This window comes from Citrobacter cronae (assembly GCF_016893685.1).
GTDB lineage: Bacteria > Pseudomonadota > Gammaproteobacteria > Enterobacterales > Enterobacteriaceae > Citrobacter > Citrobacter werkmanii.
Genome location: NZ_CP069763.1, coordinates 268,161 through 290,630 on the forward strand (window position 1 = coordinate 268,161; position 22,470 = coordinate 290,630).

General features: G+C 51.3%; 17 protein-coding genes and 1 pseudogene. 2 read left to right on the plus strand and 16 right to left on the minus strand.

Features of this window, described 5'->3' with window-relative positions:
- Window positions 1–78: 78 nt before the first annotated feature.
- Genes pgaD through pgaA form a run of 4 tightly spaced genes read right to left on the minus strand, consistent with a single transcriptional unit; the run spans window position 79 to window position 6,406 of the window.
- A complete protein-coding gene (pgaD, locus tag JSN25_RS01215; RefSeq protein ID WP_085048780.1) occupies window positions 79–585 on the minus strand; it encodes a poly-beta-1,6-N-acetyl-D-glucosamine biosynthesis protein PgaD in 507 nt (168 codons plus the stop codon).
- A complete protein-coding gene (gene pgaC / locus JSN25_RS01220; protein WP_034167705.1) occupies window positions 582–1,916 on the minus strand; it encodes a poly-beta-1,6-N-acetyl-D-glucosamine synthase in 1,335 nt (444 codons plus the stop codon). Before pgaC ends, pgaD begins: the two co-directional genes overlap by 4 nt.
- Entirely contained in the window at window positions 1,913–3,934 is a 2,022-nt protein-coding gene (gene pgaB, locus JSN25_RS01225) for a poly-beta-1,6-N-acetyl-D-glucosamine N-deacetylase PgaB (RefSeq protein ID WP_204525393.1), read from the minus strand. The genes pgaC and pgaB overlap by 4 nt, the downstream gene beginning before the upstream one ends.
- 9 nt (window positions 3,935–3,943) lie before the next feature.
- Window positions 3,944–6,406 (minus strand): poly-beta-1,6 N-acetyl-D-glucosamine export porin PgaA, encoded by a 2,463-nt coding sequence (pgaA, locus tag JSN25_RS01230; RefSeq protein WP_137347466.1) that lies wholly within the window; start codon window positions 6,404–6,406, stop codon window positions 3,944–3,946.
- Window positions 6,407–7,213: 807 nt separating this feature from the next.
- Between pgaA and JSN25_RS01235 the strand changes: the two genes are divergently transcribed.
- Window positions 7,214–7,750, plus strand: a complete 537-nt coding sequence (locus tag JSN25_RS01235; RefSeq protein ID WP_137347465.1) for a GNAT family N-acetyltransferase — start codon at window positions 7,214–7,216, stop codon at window positions 7,748–7,750.
- A 183-nt stretch (window positions 7,751–7,933) separates the two neighbouring features.
- On the opposite strand, the gene JSN25_RS01240 is transcribed toward JSN25_RS01235, so the two are convergent.
- From JSN25_RS01240 to JSN25_RS01295, 12 genes are all read right to left on the minus strand, one after another.
- Window positions 7,934–9,373 (minus strand): anion permease, encoded by a 1,440-nt coding sequence (locus JSN25_RS01240; RefSeq protein WP_038633412.1) that lies wholly within the window; start codon window positions 9,371–9,373, stop codon window positions 7,934–7,936.
- 95 nt (window positions 9,374–9,468) lie between these two features.
- Window positions 9,469–12,063: a bifunctional aconitate hydratase 2/2-methylisocitrate dehydratase gene (gene acnB, locus JSN25_RS01245; RefSeq protein ID WP_204525394.1), complete on the minus strand. Its 2,595-nt coding sequence runs from the start codon at window positions 12,061–12,063 to the stop codon at window positions 9,469–9,471.
- A 17-nt stretch (window positions 12,064–12,080) separates the two neighbouring features.
- Complete coding sequence (locus JSN25_RS01250; protein WP_038633418.1) at window positions 12,081–12,629, minus strand: RBBP9/YdeN family alpha/beta hydrolase; 549 nt, start codon at window positions 12,627–12,629, stop codon at window positions 12,081–12,083.
- A gap of 27 nt (window positions 12,630–12,656) precedes the next feature.
- Window positions 12,657–13,532, minus strand: coding sequence for a triphosphoribosyl-dephospho-CoA synthase CitG (citG, locus tag JSN25_RS01255; RefSeq protein ID WP_110496932.1), 876 nt, complete (start codon window positions 13,530–13,532; stop codon window positions 12,657–12,659).
- Window positions 13,507–14,046, minus strand: a complete 540-nt coding sequence (gene citX / locus JSN25_RS01260) for a citrate lyase holo-[acyl-carrier protein] synthase (protein ID WP_204525395.1) — start codon at window positions 14,044–14,046, stop codon at window positions 13,507–13,509. The genes citG and citX overlap by 26 nt, the downstream gene beginning before the upstream one ends.
- Before the next feature lie 5 nt (window positions 14,047–14,051).
- Window positions 14,052–15,572 carry a citrate lyase subunit alpha gene (citF, locus tag JSN25_RS01265; protein ID WP_038633427.1) on the minus strand — a complete coding sequence of 507 codons (1,521 nt, stop codon included), beginning with the start codon at window positions 15,570–15,572 and terminating at the stop codon, window positions 14,052–14,054.
- A gap of 28 nt (window positions 15,573–15,600) precedes the next feature.
- The gene (gene citE, locus JSN25_RS01270; protein WP_199979234.1) at window positions 15,601–16,476 is read right to left on the minus strand and encodes a citrate (pro-3S)-lyase subunit beta; all 876 of its coding nucleotides are present in this window, start codon (window positions 16,474–16,476) and stop codon (window positions 15,601–15,603) included.
- Window positions 16,476–16,766, minus strand: a complete 291-nt coding sequence (citD, locus tag JSN25_RS01275; protein ID WP_038633433.1) for a citrate lyase acyl carrier protein — start codon at window positions 16,764–16,766, stop codon at window positions 16,476–16,478. The genes citE and citD overlap by 1 nt, the downstream gene beginning before the upstream one ends.
- Window positions 16,767–16,790: 24 nt before the next feature.
- Entirely contained in the window at window positions 16,791–17,858 is a 1,068-nt protein-coding gene (citC, locus tag JSN25_RS01280) for a [citrate (pro-3S)-lyase] ligase (protein ID WP_204525396.1), read from the minus strand.
- Between the two features lie 18 nt (window positions 17,859–17,876).
- On the minus strand, window positions 17,877–18,740 hold the full coding sequence (locus JSN25_RS01285; RefSeq protein ID WP_137351610.1) for a fumarylacetoacetate hydrolase family protein: 864 nt from the start codon (window positions 18,738–18,740) through the stop codon (window positions 17,877–17,879).
- Window positions 18,741–18,811: 71 nt separating this feature from the next.
- Entirely contained in the window at window positions 18,812–20,056 is a 1,245-nt protein-coding gene (locus JSN25_RS01290) for an MFS transporter (protein ID WP_085048773.1), read from the minus strand.
- Between the two features lie 72 nt (window positions 20,057–20,128).
- A complete protein-coding gene (locus tag JSN25_RS01295) occupies window positions 20,129–21,217 on the minus strand; it encodes a 4-oxalomesaconate tautomerase (protein ID WP_038633446.1) in 1,089 nt (362 codons plus the stop codon).
- Between the two features lie 154 nt (window positions 21,218–21,371).
- On the opposite strand from JSN25_RS01295, the pseudogene JSN25_RS01300 reads away from it, so the two are divergent.
- Window positions 21,372–22,301: pseudogene (locus tag JSN25_RS01300) on the plus strand (LysR family transcriptional regulator).
- Window positions 22,302–22,470 lie beyond the last annotated feature (169 nt).

The window sequence follows — 22,470 nt, forward strand, 5'->3', positions numbered from 1 at the left end:
CATTACCTCGCATTTTTATTGTCTGAGTCTAATCATAGACCGATGCGAGGCTGAAGGAAGTGGCGGGTAGCAGAAATATCACTCGGGCCTTTTCTGTAACGATGGCTCCCGCTCCGGCGGCAAATATTCCAGCATTGCAGGCGTCGGCGGCGGCAGGCGGTTATCGGCGATGTGCTTGTCCACATCGATATGACTGATTTCGCCATTCTCATGGTGATGGACCGTCAGCACCCTCGCTTTGTTCAACTCTGTAACCAGTTCACGGGTAATACGTAAACTTTCCGCCAGCTCATGGTCTTCCAGTCCTGGTCTGCGACTGCGACGCTCCACCCGAAAACGAAACTGGTTGTATTTCGCCCAGCCTATCAGCACCAGTCCGTTGACCAGCGCGACAAGGATGTAAAACGTGACCGTATCCAGCGTGGTGAAAAAGGGACGCACGCCCATATACGGTGAATGCGCCAGGGCCGTAATCAGCCCTTTGTAGATTAAGTATAAAAATCCAACCCAGGCAAAAATCGTTAACAGAACGTCAATGATGCGCGGCAGCAGACGCCGCTCCGTAAAGATCAGCGGCTGACTCATGATTCGATCCTCCCTATTCCACGGTCAGGACTCACCCAGCGCGCCCTGCCGCGTTTGCGTTTGAGCATCACTTTCGGGAATGACACCAACGTGGTAAACAGGCTCAACAGCCAGTACACCACCGGGAACCAGATTATCCAGAACAATGAGGCGCCAATGCCTTTTTCATAGCGTCGTTCAATCATCAGGCTTATCGCAAACTGTATTAAGCAGACCACGCCGAGAATAAGTCCGGTAAAGGCTGGCGGGAACAGATGTTGAACATACAGCGAGTCCGGCATCGGGATCATCAGTCCCAGCAGGAACAGCACGATACTGATCGCATAGGCAAATGCCCAAGTGGTAGAAAAGCAGAACTCGAAAAATAGCGGCCACATGCGACGGAACTCCCACGACCACAGACGGCGCATGTTAACAATAAACACCTCCGCCCCGCCTTGCGCCCAGCGCAGGCGCTGCTTCCACAGCCCTCTTAACGTTTCAGGCATCAGGATCCAGCACAGCGCGCGCGGCTCAAAGAATATCGACCAATGGCGCAATTGCAGCTTCCAACTGATATCGATGTCTTCGGTGATCATGTCCGGGCTCCAGTACCCCACCTCGGCCAGCGCGCGACGACGAAACGCCGCAACTACGCCAGAGACGCTAAAGATCTGACCATAGACTCGTTGAGTACGCTTAATTAAGCCGATAATAGAAGAGAACTCACCGACCTGCACACGACCGATTAGCGTGGAACGGGTGCGAATACGCGGGTTGCCGGTTACCGCCCCAACGCGTGGGAACTGGATCAGCGGAGCGACCAGATACGCCACGGCATCGCGATCCAGTAACGCATCGCCATCAATACACACCAGGTAATCGCTGCGCGCAGCGGCCGCGCCCGTTTTGAGCGCCAGCGCTTTGCCCTGGTTTTCAGCCAGATGAATGACGCGCAGGCTGGGGTACTCAATCGCCAACTGTTCCAGAACATCGTGCGTATCGTCCGTTGAACCGTCGTTAATGGCAATCACTTCGATATTCTTGTAGCGCTGTGCCATCGCGGCGCCGATGGTTTCGCGCGCGTTGATCCCTTCGTTAAAGCAGGGGATCAAAATGGAAACCAGCGGATTTCCCTCCAGCGTCGGTGGCGGTGTATCGTCTCCCCATTTCCAGTGACGCTCACGATAAAACCAGAAATAGACCCCGCCGCTTATCCATAATGCAGACATGAATAAAGGCCAGAAGAAGACGAAGTTCAACATGACTTCACCTGTAAAGATGACAGCCACGCCAAACGGCAGGCTGAACATCAGGCAAAGTATCAGGAAAGCAATAATGCGATCGGTCATTTTTGCGGGTACCAGTATGAGGAGAACGTCGAGCGAATCTCTGACATCTCAGGTTTGTCGCTGATGAAATCATCCGGATAATAGCCGTAGTTACCTGCACCACTTAGTTTCAGTTGGCGCATCCAATCGGCTATTTGTTTTCCACTGATTTCTGCCTCGTCCCCGGATTTACGCCAGTCTCGTGCCTGCAGTTCAAACACGGTTTTGTCCAGCGCGCCGGGCGTTTGTGCAACGGCATTGACTAATCTGTCGAGCCAGGCATTGGCATCCTTAGCCGGGATCTGCTCCATGAATGGCATCGCCATGGGTGCCGTCCAGTCATAGGTATTGAGGAAATCATTCAGGTTTTGCGCAAACCAGGCTTCGCTTTCAGGCTCCAGTACCGGCATGGCGTATATATTGCGGGCAGTTTGCACCTGCGGACCGCGAATATTGCGCACTGAGCGGGTCAACTGTTTGGTGAAGTCGATCAGCATCTTACTTTTCAGACGCGTCCAGCGTTCGAAGGTTTGAGGGTTGCTACGGATTTGCTCAATACTTCCCGGAAGCCCTGCGGCGCGGTAGGCGGCTAACGCCTCCGGTGACGCATCTTCAAAGTCCGTCAGGAAAGCATCGTCGTGGAACAAAATCCCTTTGAAGCTGGCGTGCTTCGCCAGGTCTTCATAGATTTCAGTGATACGTTTACGCGCTTCGCTGTCCCAGGGAGACAGACGCACATAGTTCTCATGATTGATCGCAGTGCGTCCTGTTTTCGGATCCCATGCCGTCACGCGTGGAATGGAAGCATCGAGGTCGAAAGCCAGTACCGGCATCCAGGCATATACCGTCACCCCGGCCCGCGTTTGTAACTGCCAGGAGATATAGTTAAAGAGATCGGCACGCATCGGCAGCCAGCGGTTAGGGAAATAGAGTTCGCGAATATTCCCGTCGCCTTTAGGATCGGCGTACGCCTGCAGGAAGACATGAGAAATGCGCATGTCATAAACACGCTGGATCAGCTTGTCGATGTTTCGCTTCTGCTGGGCAGGATCTTTGTCATACACGTAATCCAGATCGACGTGCATCACACGCATCGTTTGTGGTTCACGTACCTGAGCGACCTGACTGGCAAAGCGCTTGAGAGACGGGTTATCAGAGATCAGTACGCGCGGGATATCATCAAGAAACGCAGCGTTCGCCAGCCCTTCATTGAGCGTAAAGGCCATCTTATAGCCATGTTCTTTGGCCAGGTTTAAGGTGGTGCCGTTAGCCGCACCATAAGGCCACACCCACGCGCGCGGCGATTTCCCGGTTACTGATTTAATCTTATTGGTGATCAGCGAGATATCAGTATTAATGCGACGATTGTACTGTTCGTCGGTTTCGTAAGTCCCGGTTTTCTTATCGAAAAGGCGATTCGCCACCGCAGGTTCTTTGCTTCCTTGCGGGTTCGCCTCAGCGCCGAAATGCGAGTTCCAGGTGTGCGCCCCCACTTCCACCAACGGCGATTTGCCCATTTCCTCGACCATCTTCCAGGTGGCAAATTTATCTCGCGCCGTCATTAAGCCGCCAAAATCGACTTTTTTATTGGCTGGAGAATCAACCCAACTGCCCACTGGAGCCCAGAGCGCAGGCCAGTTGTAGGCTTTCAGCAGCGGCCAGACGCGGGTATAAAAACTGCTGTATCCGTCGTCAAAGGTGAGTAAGACCGCTTTTTCCGGCAACACAATTTTACCGTCATGAGCGTCCAGAATTTGCTGCACGCTAATCGGGTTATAGCCATTATCACGCAGCCAGGCCATTTGATCGCTCAACGCGCTGGTGCGCACGGAGAGGTAGCGCTGGTCGGCGGCGCCATCCTCAACATCATGATAGCCGAGCACCAGGAAGCTGTTTTTCGGCCATGGATGATCTGCCGTCAACGGCGTTCTCTCTGCGGGAGGAACATAGCGAGGCGTTGTATTGTGCGCGCTACTGCACGCGGTAATCATCAACCAGCCAGCGATTAATGCGCTAAGCCACAGGCATCTTTTCAGCATGAACAATCCTTAAAACCTGACATTTAAATCGAAAGCGAGGGAGATATTCCGCTCACGTTTACCGTCATAGGGGCGTTTATCCCAAACCAGCATCACCCCGCCATCTACGACGTTGTTCCATTTGAGCCGTTGTCCATATCCCACCTGAACGATAGCGCCAACGTCTTCACCTTGCTGCCAGTAGCCACCCACTCCGGCTATGCCTTGCTGGGTCCACACGGTGTCATAATGGCGGTAAAGAACCTGTTCCGCGCTCAGTCCTGGCACAACGGAAAAATCACTCTTAGGGTTGTAATACGGCACATTCTCTTTAGTGTTAGTGCTCCCACCGATACCCGGGGTAAAGTCCAGCGTAAAGCGCGGCGTGGTCCACATGCGCTCTTTTCCGCTCAGCCCATATTCGATGCGATCGTTACCATCCGAGAAATGTGATGCGGCAAACGACAATTGATATTCACGTCGTTCGTTTTGATACCAGCGAACAAACAAATCGCCGCTGTTGGCATATACGCCGCTACGCAGCGCGCGCAGTGGCGTGTTGCGCGAAAGACGCTCGGCCGAACCGCCAACGCGCCAGTTATCGTTGAAATCATGCCAGGCGGAAAGACGACCGCCTATTTTCTGCCCATCGCCATAGTTTCGGCCAGACACTTCCATTTCGGCCCAGTAATCACGGGAAGTCCATTCCGCACCTGCCGCCAGATCGCGGCTAATCCCTTTCCCTTCCTCAAACTCGCCGGTCGCGAAGTTGAATCCGGTAAACAGTCGCCAGTTGTCATTAATTGGCGGGCTGTAAATGGCCGTGTTGATGTTGAAATCATTCTTACCGCTGACCGGGCTATCGGACGAGATCCCCTGCGTGCCGCTAATACGTACTTCCGACATTTTATGCACATCACGCATGCGTGCGAGGCGCAGCGTCGCTTCATCATCCGGACTGCGAGCAATAACGTCATCCGTCAGTTCATCGGCCTGCTTCCACTCCTGGAGATCCAGCGCCACATAGGCCTGCTGACGCTCCAGTTCCAGGTTACTGGGCTCAATCACTTCCGCCAGTTTAAGCTCTTTCTCCGCCGCATGCGGCAGTCCACGGGCTTCAAGAACAGAAGCATAGGATATGCGCAGCCCTTGGTTACCCGAGCCTGTTCGCGCCAGATGCTCTGCGAGTTTTTCTGCCTCCGGCAGTTCATTGGCAGCGATATGATATTGCGTCAGCAGCGACTGTCCCAGCAGCCAGTTATCGTTTGGCTGCGGCGTTGGCGAACCATAGATGCGTCGCAGATATGGGCTGTCTTTAATTAACGCATCGACCTGTTTTTTAGCTGCATCAAAGTTTTCATTATCGATGTGCGCGTAGAACAGATCCTGTTGATCCTCAGGACCGAGCGGCGTAACCGGAATCGGTCCGTTCGGATAGTAGATGCTCATCAGCATCGCTTCGGTTTTTTCCGGCTGCCGTTCGCTTAACCATGCCGATGCTACCCAGCGTTTTGCGTAGTTTGGCACCTCGCCGCTCGCAGACAGCGATTCGTATTCACTAATCACTTCAGAAGTGCGTTTACGGACCAGCAAGGCGCCCATGCGGTCAATTCTGGCCCGGCGGACATCATTCTGCGCAGAAGGCTCATCTTTCCAGGCAGTCAGCAACTGGTCATAACGGGCCAGCGCTTTATCAGCCACGATAAAACGCTCTTCTTCATTACGCGCAGAGGTATAAGAGGAACGTACCATTTCAGCCGCCGCATCAAGCTCAAGGCGACGTTTCACCGGATCGGCAGTTGGTACCACCTCTGCCATATTTAAGGCGGGCCCGGAAACGCGGTTTGCTGACAGCGCAGACAGTAATGTGGATTTTGCATTTTTGTTGCCTGGATCGACGTCATCCGCCTGGCTGGCAACTAACAATGCATCCCAGTTTTTTCCCTGCGAATGGTAGACATAGGCAAGTAGCGCATCAGAATCAGCCCCGGGATGCGCCTGCGCCCATTTATTCGCTTCAGTAAGGGCTTGCTGATTGTAGCGAGCATCCGCCAACGTCATTATCCAGCCGGTACGTACATCTACGTTATCAGGCTCTTCCTGTAAAACGCTTTCCCAGATGGCTAAAGAATCATTCCAGTTCTTCTGGTTGCGATATGCTCGTGCAGCGGCGACTTTGCCCCGGGCAGGTACATTCATCTGTCCACGATACTGCTGCCAGATTTCAATTGTGGTTTTATCGTTGTTATCGACCCAACTGGAAACTTGCAGCCAGTCGGCAACCTGATTTGGCGTTAGCGCGCTTTTCTTTCCCTGATCCTCAAGGAAACGTAATAGCGGTGCGCTATTACCTCCCCGCGCTTCAATAACCAAAGCGTCATAATCTGATACCGCTGCAAAGATTGGCATCGGGAAAAGAATGCTTGCCGTAAATAAACAGCTTACAGACTTAAAACGTTTAATGAAGTTGGCATGTCGACGCATACTTAACATATCTGCCCTTATATCTTACATCATAGTGAAAATAAGCGTTTTCAATAAGTTACAGTCTATCCCTGACGGTTGCCGACCATGTAAGACGCACTGCCGCTTATTTCGTAATAGGGTATGAAGCAATTAATTCTTTCGTCTTATTGACTACCTGTGCCTCGTCCTCTAATCATTGGAAAGAAGGCATAAACTCGAGAATTTTATCACTCAGCGTAGTTCGTGGCTATGTAATAAGATAATGCTTAGGCAAAAAAAGGATTTTAGACTAAGTTATTCTAATACTCTTGGGATTGAATTCTGGATTTAGATTAATTTCCCGTGGAGAAGTCATGTGACGATGTTAACTATTGCCGGATGACATAACTACCCTCTGTAACTGTTTGCATGGTAACTATTTGGTATGGATAGAGAAAGTTCTGATAACAGGTGCTCAGATAACAAGATAAGCACTATAACGTATTTTTAGGTTGCAGGCAGTGTTGATGAAATAAAATTAAGGGTACAGCCGCAATAATAATTAGGTACAGTGATAATATTATGATATTAAAGTACTTTATTAATTTATGATTGAACGTTAGTATTTTCCCATCCACCAATGTCGGTGTGGGAAATTATCAGTTTTCCTATTTAACATTTTTATTTATCACCCTGACTTGCTATCGTCAGCATCAGCCACAATCAATTCTTTACCCTTACAATTAACAAGCCTAATTTCATTATGAACTGGTGATTGAAGCATAACTTTTTGCGCTTACCTTCCCTTCAGACTTTCAGGTAATCTGAAAAAAGACGCCAATGGGAGCTGGTCTAATGAAAATCGTTAATGCAGAAGAAAAACACATCCCCGCCATACGCGATATCTATGCACACCACGTGATTCACGGTACTGGCAGCTTTGAAACTGCCCCACCGGATACCCAAGAAATGCTGGCTCGTCTGGAAAAAATTCATAGTCTGGGGCTGCCGTGGGTTGTCGCCCTGCAGGAAGACAAGGTCATCGGATATTGTTATCTCACTCGTTATCGTGAACGCTACGCTTACCGCTATACCCTCGAAGATTCGATTTACATTGACCCGGCGGCACAGCGTCAAGGGGCGGGAAGTGCGTTACTGCGCCATGTTATTGACTGGGCCGAAACGCACGGCTATCGACAATTAATTGCCATGGTCGGCGACAGCAATAATCAGGGATCGTTAAAAGTTCATCAGCAGGTCGGATTTACAGAAATAGGCACGCTGAAAGACGTTGGCTTCAAGCATGGTCGCTGGCTGGATACAGTTTTGCTGCAACGCGCTCTGGGGGAAGGAAACAGTACACTACCAGCGGATGTCGATGCGGCTATTTAACTTTTCTAAGGGATGACTTCAGGAAAAGGAAATCTGGAGCAGGCGAAGGGCTGAGAGCAAGCCACGTAATTTATTGTTTACGAATACGTCACAATAGTGATGTGGTCGGGTCGCGGCTACGCTTGACCCGACCTACAGTTTTAGCCTTTCCAGGCAAAATAAGGCGTAGCCGCCACCGGGCGATTAAGACTGCAGCATACCGTGCTGTATCAGGAACCCCCACCAGGGAATACCGACGAGCATGTGAAGCACAAACGTGCACAATGCCACGATAGTACCGATTGTCCACCACGACTTAATGTCATTATACCCTGCGGCAAAGATAATCGGCCCCGCCGCGCCACCATAGTGAGTGATGCAACCGCCGTAGGAGTTGGAAAATAGGATGGCAAGCGCCAGCAAAACAGGTGCCGTTCCGGTGACCAGGCCTACAGTGGCAAAGACCGGTACCATTGCTGCGACGTATGCCCCGCCGGAAGCAAAGAAATAGCGCACCAGCACGCTGAGAAACACAATAATCACAATAGTCATATTCCCGGCACTGAGAAAATCCAGATGTGCTGACATGAAATCGGCCAGCCAGCGGAAAAATCCCTCCTTGCTCAGGGTTGCGCTCAGACCAATGATGCCCCCGTACCACATCAGGGTATTCCAGCCACCTTTATTTTTCTGGACATCACTCCAGCCAATAATATTAAACAGCAGTGCCGCTCCCATTGCGATAATGGCGACCGCAGATTCATTGAGTCCAAGTTTACGTGAGAAGATCCAGCCCAATAATGCAGCGACAAAAATGACCACCAGCCCTTTCTCTTTGAGGCTCATTGCCCCAAGACTTTGAAGTCCGTTGGTCGCAATAGCGACATTATCAATTTTTTTAATTTCCGGGGAAGCAACCCGGTAGCAGATATAGGGAATGATACACAGCATCAATAACCCCAACGGTGCTGCCGCCAGCATCCAGCCGATCCAGCTAATATGAATATGGAAGATATCTGAAATGAGCTGTAGCGCTAACGCGTTACCGGCAAAGCCCGTTAAAAACATATAGCTGGTCGTTTTCGTGACCATATAGACGTTGACCATTAAATAACGGCCAGCTTTGCTGGGTGACTCTTTTGGCGTTGAGCCCAATACTGTCGCGATGCTGTTAATAATAGGGAAAACCACCCCACCTGCCCGCGCGGTATTTGAGGGCGTCGCAGGCGCCAACACCAAATCCAGCAAGGCGGTAACATACCCCAGTCTCAGCGTCGTACTGCCAAATTTAAGGATAAACCAGTATGCAAGCCGTTTCCCGAGGCCGGTAGTGACAAATGCCGCACTCAGCGTAAAGGCGCTAAACACCAGCCAGGTGGTGCCTGACGCGTACCCGCTCAGCACATCCAGTGATTTGACGGGTGAATCCGGAAATTTTGTCACGGTAAAACAGGTTAACGCAACCGCAACCAGCATAATAACGGGTTCAGGATAGGGTTTAATAACCAGCCCAACGATAGCGGATAAATATATTCCTGCCAGTATCCACGCCTCTTTGGTTAATCCATCAGGCGGAGGAATAAATATTGATAATAATATTATCACGGCAAGCAAGATTGTTTTTAAAATATTCGATTTAAGCATATCTCACCCATGAGAAAAGGGTCCCTGAATAGCAGAGGCCGCTCCGCAGAGGAGCCTCCACACACTAAATACATTTATTAAACAAATGATAAATATTACAGATTCACAACCTTGATATTATCGCCTTCCGTGATTTGATATTCACTTAAGGTATCAAAACTGAGATAGCGATAGATATCCTCATGTGCGTCATAAAGCTTATCGGTATAGCTAAAATATTCTTCAACGGTGGGCATTTTACCCAACATGGCCGCGACGGTGCTTAATTCTGCGGAGGCAAGAAATACTTTAGCATTCGTTCCCAGACGATTCGGGAAATTTCGCGTCGAGGTCGATACCACGTTACTGCCTTCGCGAACCCTCGCCTGGTTCCCCATGCACAGGGAACAGCCCGCAGGCTCGATTCTCGCCCCTGATTTAATAAACTGACTAAAATAGCCTTCACGGGAGAGTTGTTGGGCATCCATTTTAGTCGGCGGCGCCAGCCACAAGCGCGCCTGGTTTTCGCTGCCACCGGCCATGATTTTACCCGCAGCGCGGAAATGACCAATGTTTGTCATGCAGGAACCAATGAAGACCTCTTCAATGGGCATGCTGGCAACCTCAGTAAGTAACCGGGCATCGTCCGGATCGTTCGGGGCACAGACTACCGGTTCGGTGATTTCATTAAGATCAATATCAATGACAGCAGCATATTCCGCGTCAGGATCGGCAGACAGCAGCGACGGGCTAGCCAGCCATGCCTCCATCTCAGCAATACGGCGTTCAAGCGTGGCGGCGTTCTCATAACCCTGCTTAACCATCCAGCGCAGCAGGGCCGCATTGGAGCGCAAATATTGCGCGACATTGTCTTCCGCCAGACGCATAACGCAGGCCGCAGCGGAGCGCTCGGCAGAGGCATCAGCCAGTTCAAACGCCTGCTCTGCACTCAACATTTCCAACCCTTCAATTTCGAGGATCCGGCCCGAGAAAATATTGCGCTTATTCTTTTTCTCGACCGTTAACAGCCCCTGCTTTTTGGCATACAGCGGAATGGCATGCACCAGATCGCGCAGGGTGATCCCTTTCTGCATCTCGCCCTTAAAACGCACCAGTACTGATTCAGGCATATCCAGCGGCATAATACCCGTCGCGGCAGCGAACGCCACCAGCCCGGAACCACCAGGGAAGGAGATCCCCAGCGGGAAGCGAGTATGGGAGTCAGCGCCTGTACCAACCGTGTCCGGCAGCAGCATGCGGTTAAGCCATGAGTGGATAATGCCGTCGCCCGGTTTCAGCGCAACCCCGTTACGGCTGGTGATAAACTGCGGCAGGGTTTCATGGAGTTGAACATCTACTGGCTTAGGATATGCAGAGGTGTGGCAGAACGACTGCATCACCAGATCGGCTGAAAACGTAAGACATGCGAGGTCGGTTAGCTCGTCACGCGTCATCCCGCCGGTGGTGTCCTGAGAACCCACGGTCGCTATCTTCGGCTCGCAATACTGTCCAGGTCGGATCCCCGCGACGCCGCAGGCTTTACCCACCATTTTTTGTGCAAGCGTAAAACCTTTCGCGGAAGGCGCAACTAACGCGGGCTTGCGGAATACCTCGGAAGGCGCCAGCTTCAGGGATTCACGCGCTTTCGCCGTCAGGCTGCGTCCGATAATCAGCGGGATACGCCCGCCGGCGCGCACTTCGTCCAGCAGCACCTCGGTTTTCAGGGTAAAGGTTGTCACCAGCCGCTGGCTTTCTGTTTCACGAATTTCGCCCTTGTAGGGGTAAAGATCGATCAGCATCCCGGTCGTCAGCGCAGAGACATCCATCTCTACCGGCAAGGCACCGGAATCTTCCAGGGTGTTGAAGAAAATAGGGGCAATCTTGCCGCCAAATACAAACCCGCCGTTACGTTTATTCGGCACGTACGGAATATCGTTCCCGATGTGCCACAGGATGGAGTTGGTAGCGGATTTACGTGATGATCCGGTCCCCACGACGTCCCCCACGTACACCAGCGGCCAGCCGCCCTCTTTTAGCGCTGCCAACTGACGGACAGGACCACGCACGCCGGGTTCATCAGGCACAACCCCTTCCCTGACGTTACTGAGCATGGAGAGCGCGTGCAGCGGAATATCCGGGCGTGACCACGCCACCGGCGCAGGAGACAAATCGTCGGTATTGGTCTCACCGGGAACCTTAAACACCTTCAGGGTGATTTTTTCAGCCATGGCCGGACGGCGGGTAAACCATTCGGCATTCGCCCAGGACTGCAGCACCTCTTGTGCCTGGACGTTACCGCTCAGTGCTTTGGCCTCAACCAGGCTGAATTTTTCGAAGATCAGGATCGTAGAAGAAAGCTGCTGCGCGGCCAGCGGTGCCAGATCGGGATGCTCAAGAAGATCGATCAGTGGCTGGACGTTATAGCCGCCCTGCATGGAGCCCAGCAGCGCCGTTGCTGCTTCGGGAGTAAGCCCGTCAACACGGTATTCCTGCAACGCCACCTTAAATAAAAACTCGGCTTTTAACTTTGCCGCAGGATCGACACCCGGTGGTACGCTATGGGTCAATAAATGAATTAATTCCGGATGATGTACGGGTGCATCATTGATTAAACGCTGAATCAGTGCATCAGTTTGTTGCGCTGTTAAGGGTTTCGCCGGAATACCCGATTCAGCACGCGCATGCTGGTGCTGATTATAATCATCTAACATAGGTTCTCCTGTTAAAGCTAAAGTTGTTCACAAAATTCTGTTAAGCGTTCGAGTCCGTACGGCCATTCGCCAAAGCCAGACTCGGCATTAATATGTCCCGCCTCCCCGATATCGATTAAATGCCCCTCCCAGCAAGCCGCCCAGAACTGCGCGCGCGAAAAAGGCATCAGGGGATCATTTCTGCTGGCAAACATCAGGCAGGGAACGGGTAAAGACGCGGGTTGAATGGCCTCTTCAAGGCCGAAAAACGCGGGTTCTGCCGGTGCGACCATAACGACCCCGGCGACGTTTACCCGGCGCGTTTGCAGTAACCTGCACGATGCCAGCGCGCCAAAACTATGGCCGACGAGAATGGCGGGCAGCGGAGAAAGCGCCAGCTCGCGGGTAATGGCGGAAACCCAGTTTTCAATATCAGGTTCTAGCCAGTTTTTTTGCTGAATCCGCCTCCAGAAAGGAAAACGTCGCCCCCAGCAGCTTTGCCAGTGATATTCATCGCTGTCTCTCAGACCCGGCACCAGAATAAGGGTATAAACGTTTCTGAGCTGCTGCAGGCGTTGTTCAATCATGACGTTTTCCTGTTACGCTATTCGCGATTATTCGGCTGGAAATTGCGACAATAACCATCCAACGGCGATAAGATCTGCGCTACCGCCAGGGCTTAAATTCCGTTTGATAAATTCCGCGTCCATTCTGAATAACGCCTTGACTAATTTATCCGCCGTGAGACGCTGTATTTTTAATAATCGTCTGGCGTAACGTCTGGCGTAATTCAGCCCTGCGGTTCCTCCCCGAGAAACCAGATTGGTATCCGGATTTGCCGCCATCAGGCCCAGCAACATCCTCAGTAATGCCACCTCTTCGGATTCTCCCTGACGTAACGCGGTTTGCAGATGCGGAAGACCTGACTGGCGTACAGTGATGAAACCACTGGCGGCTTCCCCTCTTGCCCCGGTGAACCCGTATGCCTGAAACTGCTGCTCTCCCTTCGTTTTTGCGATACCGCTATTTTTCAATTCCTGCTCGACAATGCCGGTACAGATAAGGCTGGTCTCATGGCACAGGCTGCGTTGCGTGAGCGCGTCATGCCTTTGGGTAAGACGACCCGCCGCAGCACACAGCAGCCCCAGCGAGAAGATCCCCCCTTTATGAGTGTTCACCCCGCCGGTGGCGGTAAACATCGCCTGCTCACAGGCCAGGCCAGTCGGCCTTAGCGCCCGCAGCGTTTGCGGACCAGCAAGATAAGCAGTCTCTCTGCCTGTGTTGAAAAAGAGTGACAGCCAGGGGGCAATCGCCGCGATACTGGTTATGAACAGTGCGAAATTCATATCGCTATGCGCCCCGCTGTTTACGCGATCCACCAGACCCGGTTTCGGGGTTAAATTAATTTCCCGGTACAGGGCCTCGACAGCCAGCTCAGCAAAGGAGCGCTGCACGTCTGGTTCGTTAAATCTGGCAAGCGAAGTAGTCATCGGTTAACTCCTCGATCACGCGCGTTAGCTCGGCCTGCGAATGACGTCGCGAACGGGAACAAACATGAGCAGGTTCATGACAGATAAAGCATCTACGCATCGGCTGCTGGATGGCATTTCTTTTCAGCAGCCCCTTTTTCGGACAAAACACGTCGATATCCCACAGACGTCCCAAAGGATGGTTATCTTCCAGATGCGCCGTGACGTGTTTAATCATCCACGCGGGAGCCGCGACCGACCAGAACGCTTCCGGCCCGGTGACCGGGTGCAACGCCTGATGCCGACAGACCTTCCACTGATGCGTGTGGAACAGCTCTCCGAGAGCCTGATTCGCAACGGCCATCACGCGTCTGGCCAGCGCGGTGTCCTTCACCTCGCCCGGCCAGACCAGCGTGACGGAAACCACGGTATGATCCGACTGAAACAACCACGCCTGCTGCCGACGGGCTCGTTGCTCCCGGGAAGCCAGAACCTGTTCCAGAGAGACATTTGCATTCGAGGCTTTATCCGTCATGGGACTTACTCCTTCACCTGGCGAACCACATCAATCACACTGCCGTCGCGGTAGCGCACCACACCGACAATGCGGTCAGTAAATTCAACCGCCTTAGGTTTGCCCGAGATCAGCAGTGCCTGTTGATACAAGGCTTCGATGTCGACGACGGGCAGTCCGGCGTTGATCAGACGTTCGCGGATTTCCGGGCGCGCCGGATTAACGGCAATACCGTGGTCGGTAACCAGAACGTCAATACTTTCACCCGGCGTTACCAGCGTAGTGACCTGCCTGACGACGGTAGGAATGCGGCTGCGGATCAGCGGGGCAACGACAATAGTGAGATTTGCCGCAGCCGCGACGTCGCAGTGTCCACCCGACGCGCCGCGCATTACGCCGTCGGAGCCGGTCAGGACATTGACGTTAAACTGGGTGTCTACTTCCAGTGCGCTGAGGATGACCACATCCACCCTGTCGCAGCAGGCGGCTTTCGCGGCCGGGTTCGCATAGACGTTAGTGGAGATTTCCACATGGTCTGGATTGACCGCCATGGAGGCTGCCGCCGCACCGTCAAAGCTTTGCGTATCGAGGATCTTTTCAATTAACCCTTTCTGATGCAGATCGACAATGCTGCCAGTGATTCCGCCTAATGCGAACCGGGCAACAATATTGTGCTTGCGCATCCGGGTTTCCATAAAACGCGTACACGCCGTTGACGCCGCACCTGAGCCGGTCTGAATGGAAAATCCGTTGCGGAAATAACCTGAGTGTTCGATCACGTCGGCGGCAGAACGGGCGATCATCAGCTCACGTGGATTACTGGTGACCCTGGCGGCGCCTACGCTGATTTTTGCCGGGTCGCCGACGCTCTCAATCTGCACAATATAGTCAACCTGATCCTGAACGATACTGGCTGGCAAGTTGGGGAAAGGCTTCAGGGTTTCGGTGAGCAACACCACTTTTTTGGCATATTTTGCATCGACCATGGCGTAACCGAGGGAGCCGCACTGCGATTTGCCGCCGTTGCCGCTGGCATTGCCATATTCATCGCAGCAGGAAACCGCCAGAAACGCGACGTCAATGGCAATTTCGCCCTTCTGAATCAAATTCACCCGCCCACCGTGGGAATGGATTTGTACCGGCTCGTCCATCAGACCGTGCGAAATTGCATCCGCCAGATCACCACGCATCCCGGAGGTATAAATTTTGCCGATCACGCCATTACGAATGTGTTCAATAAGCGGGGTATTGCATGACATTAACGAGCTGGACGCGAGCGTGATCCCTTTCAGGCCGCGCTGAGCCAGCTTATCCATCACGTAATTGATGACCTTATCCCCTTCGCGGAAGGCGTGATGAAAGGAGACGGTCATACCGTCATGCAGATCGCAGCGGGCCAGAACATCGTCCACACTGGCAAAAAGTTTGCGCTGGTACTTTTGCTGATGATCAGCAAGATAAGGCGTCGTCGCGTTCGCGCCGCTGAATGCGACGTACTCACGACGGGAGTCTGGAATGTGGTGCAGAGTTTCAGTTAGGTTTTTCATTATTCATCCTGTCGCTTGTAATGGGGGATTACTGACGAATGCCGGAAGCATTTTTGCGTTCGATAACCACGCGGGCATGGTTGATAATCGGCGCATCAATCATTTTGCCGTTCAGCGAAATCACCCCGAGTCCGTTGCGCTCCCCTTCCTCTGCAGCTGCAATCACGCGCTGTGCGTAATCCACCTCTTCCTGGGTTGGCGCGTAGGCGTTATGCAGAATTTCAATCTGTCGCGGATTAATCAGCGATTTTCCGTTGAAGCCCATCCGTCGAATCAGATCCACTTCCTTCAGGAAACCGGCTTCATCATTCACATCGGCGTACACCACATCGAAAGCGTCAATACCCGCCCCGCGCGCGGCATGTAATACGGCACAGCGGGCGTAAAACAGCTCTGTCCCGTCGCCTCGCTCAGTTTGCATATCCATCACATAGTCAAAGGCGGCCAGCGCAATCCCCATTAAACGGTCAGACGATTTCGCAATGGCGACTGCATTAATAACGCCAACGGCAGATTCGATCGCTGCCATTAATTTCGTTGAGCCGACAGGGCGCCCGCAATTTTCTTCAATGCGAACAATTTCGCGTTCAAGCTGGTGGATATCTTCCGGAGAGTCGGTTTTCGGTAAACGAATAACATCAACGCCCGCCCTGACGGCAGCTTCCAGATCCTTTAATCCAAAAGGTGTATTCAGCGGATTAATTCTGACAACGGTTTCAATATTTTTGTACATCGGGTTTTGCAGGGCATGAAATACCAGAAGGCGGGCGCTGTCTTTTTCTTTTAGCGCTACAGCATCTTCCAGATCAAACATAATGGAGTCCGGTTTATAAATATATGCCGTAGAAAGCATGGCGGCACTTGAACCCGGAATAAATAACATACTGCGACGTAACTTTTTCATTATAACTTTTCCCATGCAATATCTTCCCGAGCCGAACCTCTGAGCAGAGCAGCCTGTATACGGGCACGGATCACGCAATCCAGTGCGCCTTTATCATCAATAATGATCTGCCCTTGCTCGATGTTGAACGCAGCCAGGGTTTCATTCACAACTTCGGTAATTCGGTCGCCGAACTGCTTATACACTTCGCTGTGAATGACCACATCCAGCCCGCTCTCGACGGGACTGACCTTCACCATAAGGTCACTGGACTCCAGCGTTCCCGCCATCGCGGCTTGTACAATTTTCATATCAGTTTTCCTGTGATAATGCGGTTAAACCGCTGCCGACAACGATTCGGATAAACGAGGCTGATGCTGTCCCCCGTTATTCAGAAACGCGCGCGTGGTGGCAGGTACCATACGACTGGCGGCAGCAATTTGGTTTTCTTTTAATAAACGACGAACGGCTGAAGCAGAGACCGGCACATCATTACCATCCGTTTTTCTTTCTATTTCGTGTACGTGAATACAGGCCGCTGTGCTCGTTGCATTTTCCAGCCAGTGATGCATCGCCCGGTTATATTCCGCGGTTAACTGACAGAATGGCTCCGTCCCCACAAAACGATGAGTGATATTCAGCGCAGGTGCGATGTAATTTCTGAACAGCATAAGATCAATTGCCGCGTAGACTTTATCTATCACCTGCTTATCTTTCAGGAAATAGCCTGGGAAGGTCCCGCGCGAAATAATATAGGCAGACCCCGGATGAACAGTGACATTTTTCAGATGCCGCGATCCGTCCCTGACCATCGCAAACCGTTCTTTAAACGAAAAAGCGGAGACATCTTCCTGAACCACGAAAACATGGAGCCAGTCGCACTGGCTTGCCGCATGCTCAATAAGATATTGATGGCCCAGCGTGAATGGATTCGCGTTCATCACGATCGCGCCAATATTTTTCCCCGGCACGAAATGGTGGCTACGCAACTGGCTGCAGTAACGATGAATACCAACCGGCGTATTCTCCATTAATGCCGCACAGTTATTGACGGTGACAAGCGGATAGAATCCGCATCCGCGAAACGACTTCACATTATCCGGACAGGTAAAAAGAAAGAGCTGATGTTCGCCGTTTTGTGCCGCCAGAAGTTCGGCCTCATGAATTAACGTCAGGATTAACGACGAGCCACGCCACCCGGAATCCACTGCGATGCATTTTAAGGTGTTACCCGCAATACCGGTGCAGGCAATAATCTGACGCTGGTAGAGTGCAACAATAAATTGCGAGATATCGTCATCAATGCCTAAACCGTTGCGTGCCAGGAAGCGGGCAACCTCCTCTCTGGCCTGAGCATTACCGGCTTTTATAACCTCAAATTCTGGCGTTCTGGCGGTGTACATCGTCTCTCTCCTGACCGTCTAAACAAGCAACGCTTCTTGCTGCGGTTGGGCTTCCACAATGGTATTAATCAGACGACCAATATTTTCGATTTCAACTTCAACCCGATCGCCATCGTGCATAAATAACGGAGGATTGCGTTTTTTACCGACGCCGCCAGGCGAACCCGTAATAATGACGTCACCGGCGCTGAGGGAGGTGAATGTGCTGATATAGGCGATAAGATCTGCCACTTTGTGGATCATGCTACCAGTGGAGTCGTTCTGAACCAGCATGCCATTCAGCCAGGTATGGATGGTCAACGCATGAGGATCGGGTATCTCATCCGCTGTAGTCATATAGGGGCCAAAAGCGCCGGTTTGCTTCCAGTTTTTACCGGCGGTAAACCACGCGTGCTGCCAGTCACGAACGGAGCCATCCATATAGCAGCTGTATCCCGCGACATGATCGAGCGCGTTATTTACATCAATTCGGGTGCCCGGTTTACCAATGATGACAGCCAGCTCGCCCTCATAATCGAATTCTCTCGACAACTCAGGTTTAAGCACAGGTTGGGCATGACCAGTTTGTGAATCAGGAAAACGGATAAACAGCGTCGGGGCATTATTCGTCTCGGCAAACTCTTTTCTTTTTTCAGCGTAATTCATCCCAACGCAGAAAATCTTTCCTGGCTCTTCGATAACGGGCAAAAAGGTAATATCTTCAAGCGTAATATCCACAGGGCAATCGTTGTATTGCCTTGCGACGTCAACAGCATCCCATTGAAGAAGGTCTTTCAACGTCGCATATTGATGGCCGATTTTATTACCCAAATCGATAACGCCGAATTCTGTATAAATCCCGTAGCTTTTACGGCCCTGATGAATATAACTTGCTAATTTCATGATGACACCCGATTGATATACATACCTGTTTTTTGTTTACGCCCTGAGGCGTGAACAAATTGCCAAACTTTTTATTCTGCGGACTGGGCGGGCACCAGTACCGGTTTTGGACCGGATGCCAGATACGTTGCCACGACAACGCCAATGGCAAGCAATACCAGAATCAACCCGGTCATCCCCATCCAGCCCAGTGAATGGAAAACAAAACCGTTGATAAAACCAATCACCGAACCGCCCATGTAGTAAAAGAATAAATAGAGTGCAACGGCCTGGCCTCTTGCATGCGTTGCATTTTTACTTACCCAGCTCAAACCAATAGAGTGACAGCCGAAGAAACAGCCGGTAAAAATCACCGCGCCAACAATAAAGGTGATGACATTCGACGTCAGCGTCAGCAGCATGCCTAAGGCCATGATCAGAAAAAGCACACGCAATACTTTCATCGCGCCATATTTCGCACTTAAACGACCAGCCTGCGGAGCCGTAAAGAAACTCAGGGCGAAGCTAAAGGAGAGCAGACCTGCGTTTGCCGGTGAAATATGGAACGGCTCGCCTTTCAGGAAGAAGGCCAGATAGTTATAAAGCGAGGTAAATGCGCCGAAAATAATGAAGCTGATAACAAAAGCCAGCGCCAGATTTTTGTTTTTGAAATGCGATGCAGCCCCTTTCACCATACGCGTAATGTTAAGGTTTTGCGTTGGGGTGAAGTTTTTAGATTCAGGCAGTAAAAACTTAACCAGAATGGCAACCACAATCAAGCTGGCCGCAAAACCGTAAAAGATGGCATTTATTGAAACGTGATCAATAAGTTGGCTGGCAACAATACGACCGGACATGCCGCCCATGGAGTTACCGAAGACAAAATATCCCGTTACGATACCTGCCGCCACCGGGGCGACTTCTTCACTGATGTAGGCAGTGGCCGCCGCAGCGATACCACTCAGCGCCAGACCAATTACCGCACGTAGCGCCACCAGCATCGCCCAGGATTCCATCAGCGGACAGAGCAGCGTAAGAATACCGCCTAACAGGAGGGAGACAACAATTAACCGTTTTCTGCCATAATGATCGGATAATGTCCCGGTAAACAGCAATCCAATAGCCAGCAACGCCGTTTCTGCTGATAAGATAATACTCACCTGGCTGACAGGAACATTATATTCCACAGCAAGCGTCGGAAGCAGTGGCTGAATAAAAAACAGAGAAGCAAGCTCTGCAAGCCCGGATAATGCCAGGGCCAGAATCACGCGAATATGCGCTCCGGCTTTTACAGAATCTGAAGCTTTCAGGGTATTGTTAGCATGAGTTAACGCCATAATAACCTCGGTATTATTGTTAAGGTACAGAGTGTAATTTTTTAAGGCAGATGTTTTTTATTTAAATTTTATTTACGCAACTTCAGTGAGCATTTTTTCCGGTACACATACGGCACCCTCAAACAACTTGCGTGAAGTACGTATCACTGCGGCACGGGTTTTTTCGATATTGTTACCTTCCTTCAATAAGGACACGGATATTTTTCCACTTGGGTGTTCAATATCGATGATATTAGTGAAGAGCCCCTTTGGACGATCGGCGACAATTTTTGCCGCGACGGAGCCTTCAATCAGCGTTGCGGTCGAAATACCAATCGAGCCGGTAATCGCCAGTGATTTATGGCATGTGTGCGGCATGAAATACCGTACCTGAATCGTTCCGCCGTTACGCGCCGGGCTGAGAAGAACCGGTTTAGGGATCACCTTGTTTGTCACATCCCCTAAGCCCATAGCTGCGCCAGCCTGACGACGCAGACTTTCCAGCTTTTCTTTAAATGCCTTATCGCCATCTAATTCTGCAGGAGATTCCCCTCCTGTTTTTCCCAAAGCTGAAGCGTCAATCAATACCATCGGCATCGCCATATCTATACAGGTGACTTCAATACCGTCGAAGACGTTTGTCGCACTGTCCGTCGGCAACAATTTCCCCGTTTTAGAACCCGCAGAGTTCAGGAAAGTTAAGCCTATGGGCGCGGCGGTCCCCGGGACTCCATCAATCTGGGTATCGCCTTCGTACACCACCCGATAATCAGGCGTTTGCACTTCTGCATCGACCAGCGTTCCGGTATTGAGATTGCGGATCCGCACCGTCGTTACCGGGCTTTGCGCCTTCACCAGCCCCTTTTCAATAGCAAAGGGACCGACCGCACAGAGCATATTGCCGCAGTTAGGCGTGGTATCGACACGACGTTCATTCACCATCACCTGTGCAAACAGGTAATCCACATCCGCGTCAGGACTTTCTGAAGTGCTAACTATCGCTACCTTACTGGTTTGCGGACTTCCACCGCCAATACCGTCAATTTCGAGTTCATGGCCTGCCCCCATCAAACTGAGTAAAACTGCGTCACGCGCTTCTGTTTCCGCAGGCAGGTCGCTGGCCAGAATCACCGGCCCTTTTGACGTACCGCCACGCATTAATACGCAAGGGATCTTTAACATATGTTTATCTCACTTCGCTTTTGTCAGGAACGCTATAAGGTTTTCACACTCCGGTTGATAACTCTAATGCCAAAAAAAGCAGGATTAATACGTTTTGCACATTAATAGCCCGTGCGTTATGGTGGTTATATAAAAGCGAGAATGGGATACAGCTATGCCGCATGAACTACAGGGGATACAAGCGTTTGTAAAAATTGCAGAAATCGGATGCTTTACAAAAGCATCCCAATTTTTTCACATTTCACAACCTGCTTTAACACGCAGAATTCAGAAACTGGAAGATAGCCTGGGAACCACGCTGTTTGAACGCTCTACGCGCAGCGTTAAGCTCACGACAGTAGGAAGAGAATTTTTACCTAAGGCTAAGAATTTAATAGATTTTTATGAAAGTTCCATCCTCAGTATTAAAGAGATGGCGACACATCAGGCAGGTGTTATTACGGTTTCCTGTATCCCTACTGCCGCGTTCTATTTTCTGCCTTCAGTGATACGAGATTACAACAATGACTACCCAAACATCCGAATCCGCATACTGGAGCACAGCGCCAGCGATTGCCTGGAAGCAGTATTAAATGGCGACGCAGATTTCGGCATAAATATGATAAACGTCACACATCCAAATATCGATTTTGCGCCGCTGGTGAACGAACCCTTCGTTCTGGCATGCCGACGCGACAATGAGCTGGCAAATAAATCGCTGGTAACCTAGGACGATCTGGCCGGTATGAAGCTGATTGGGGTAAGACGCTCCAGCGGAAACCGATCGCTGATCGATCAGGCTTTCGAGAAAATGGCCTGGAAACCTAACTGGTTTTATGAAGTGCGTCATCTTTCGACGTCACTAGGGATGGTGGAAGCGGGTCTCGGTGTGTCTGTCGTTCCCAGTCTGGCGATGCCGGCCGATGAACATCACATCCTTGTTAGTCGTCCACTGATAGAACCCGTCATACGCCGTACGCTTGGCCTGGTAAAACGCAGTGAAACAACCCTTAGTCCTGCGGCGGAAAAATTCCGCCAGCTGATATTACATCTGTGGTCAGGCGAAAATAGCAGCCCCTGGATCAACAAGTTTACTCAGCTGTAACCCACCGTTGGGCAACGAGTGTATGACCGATGAGAACTCTCCCACGGCATCAGCAGAGGAAGTCAACGCATTGATTTTCGGTAAAAAAAGAATTGTCGCAGGTGGAAATCAGGCAGAGCAGAGGGAAACATCAAGGGAAGTGACTTTGGAGCGGCGAAGGGAATCGAAC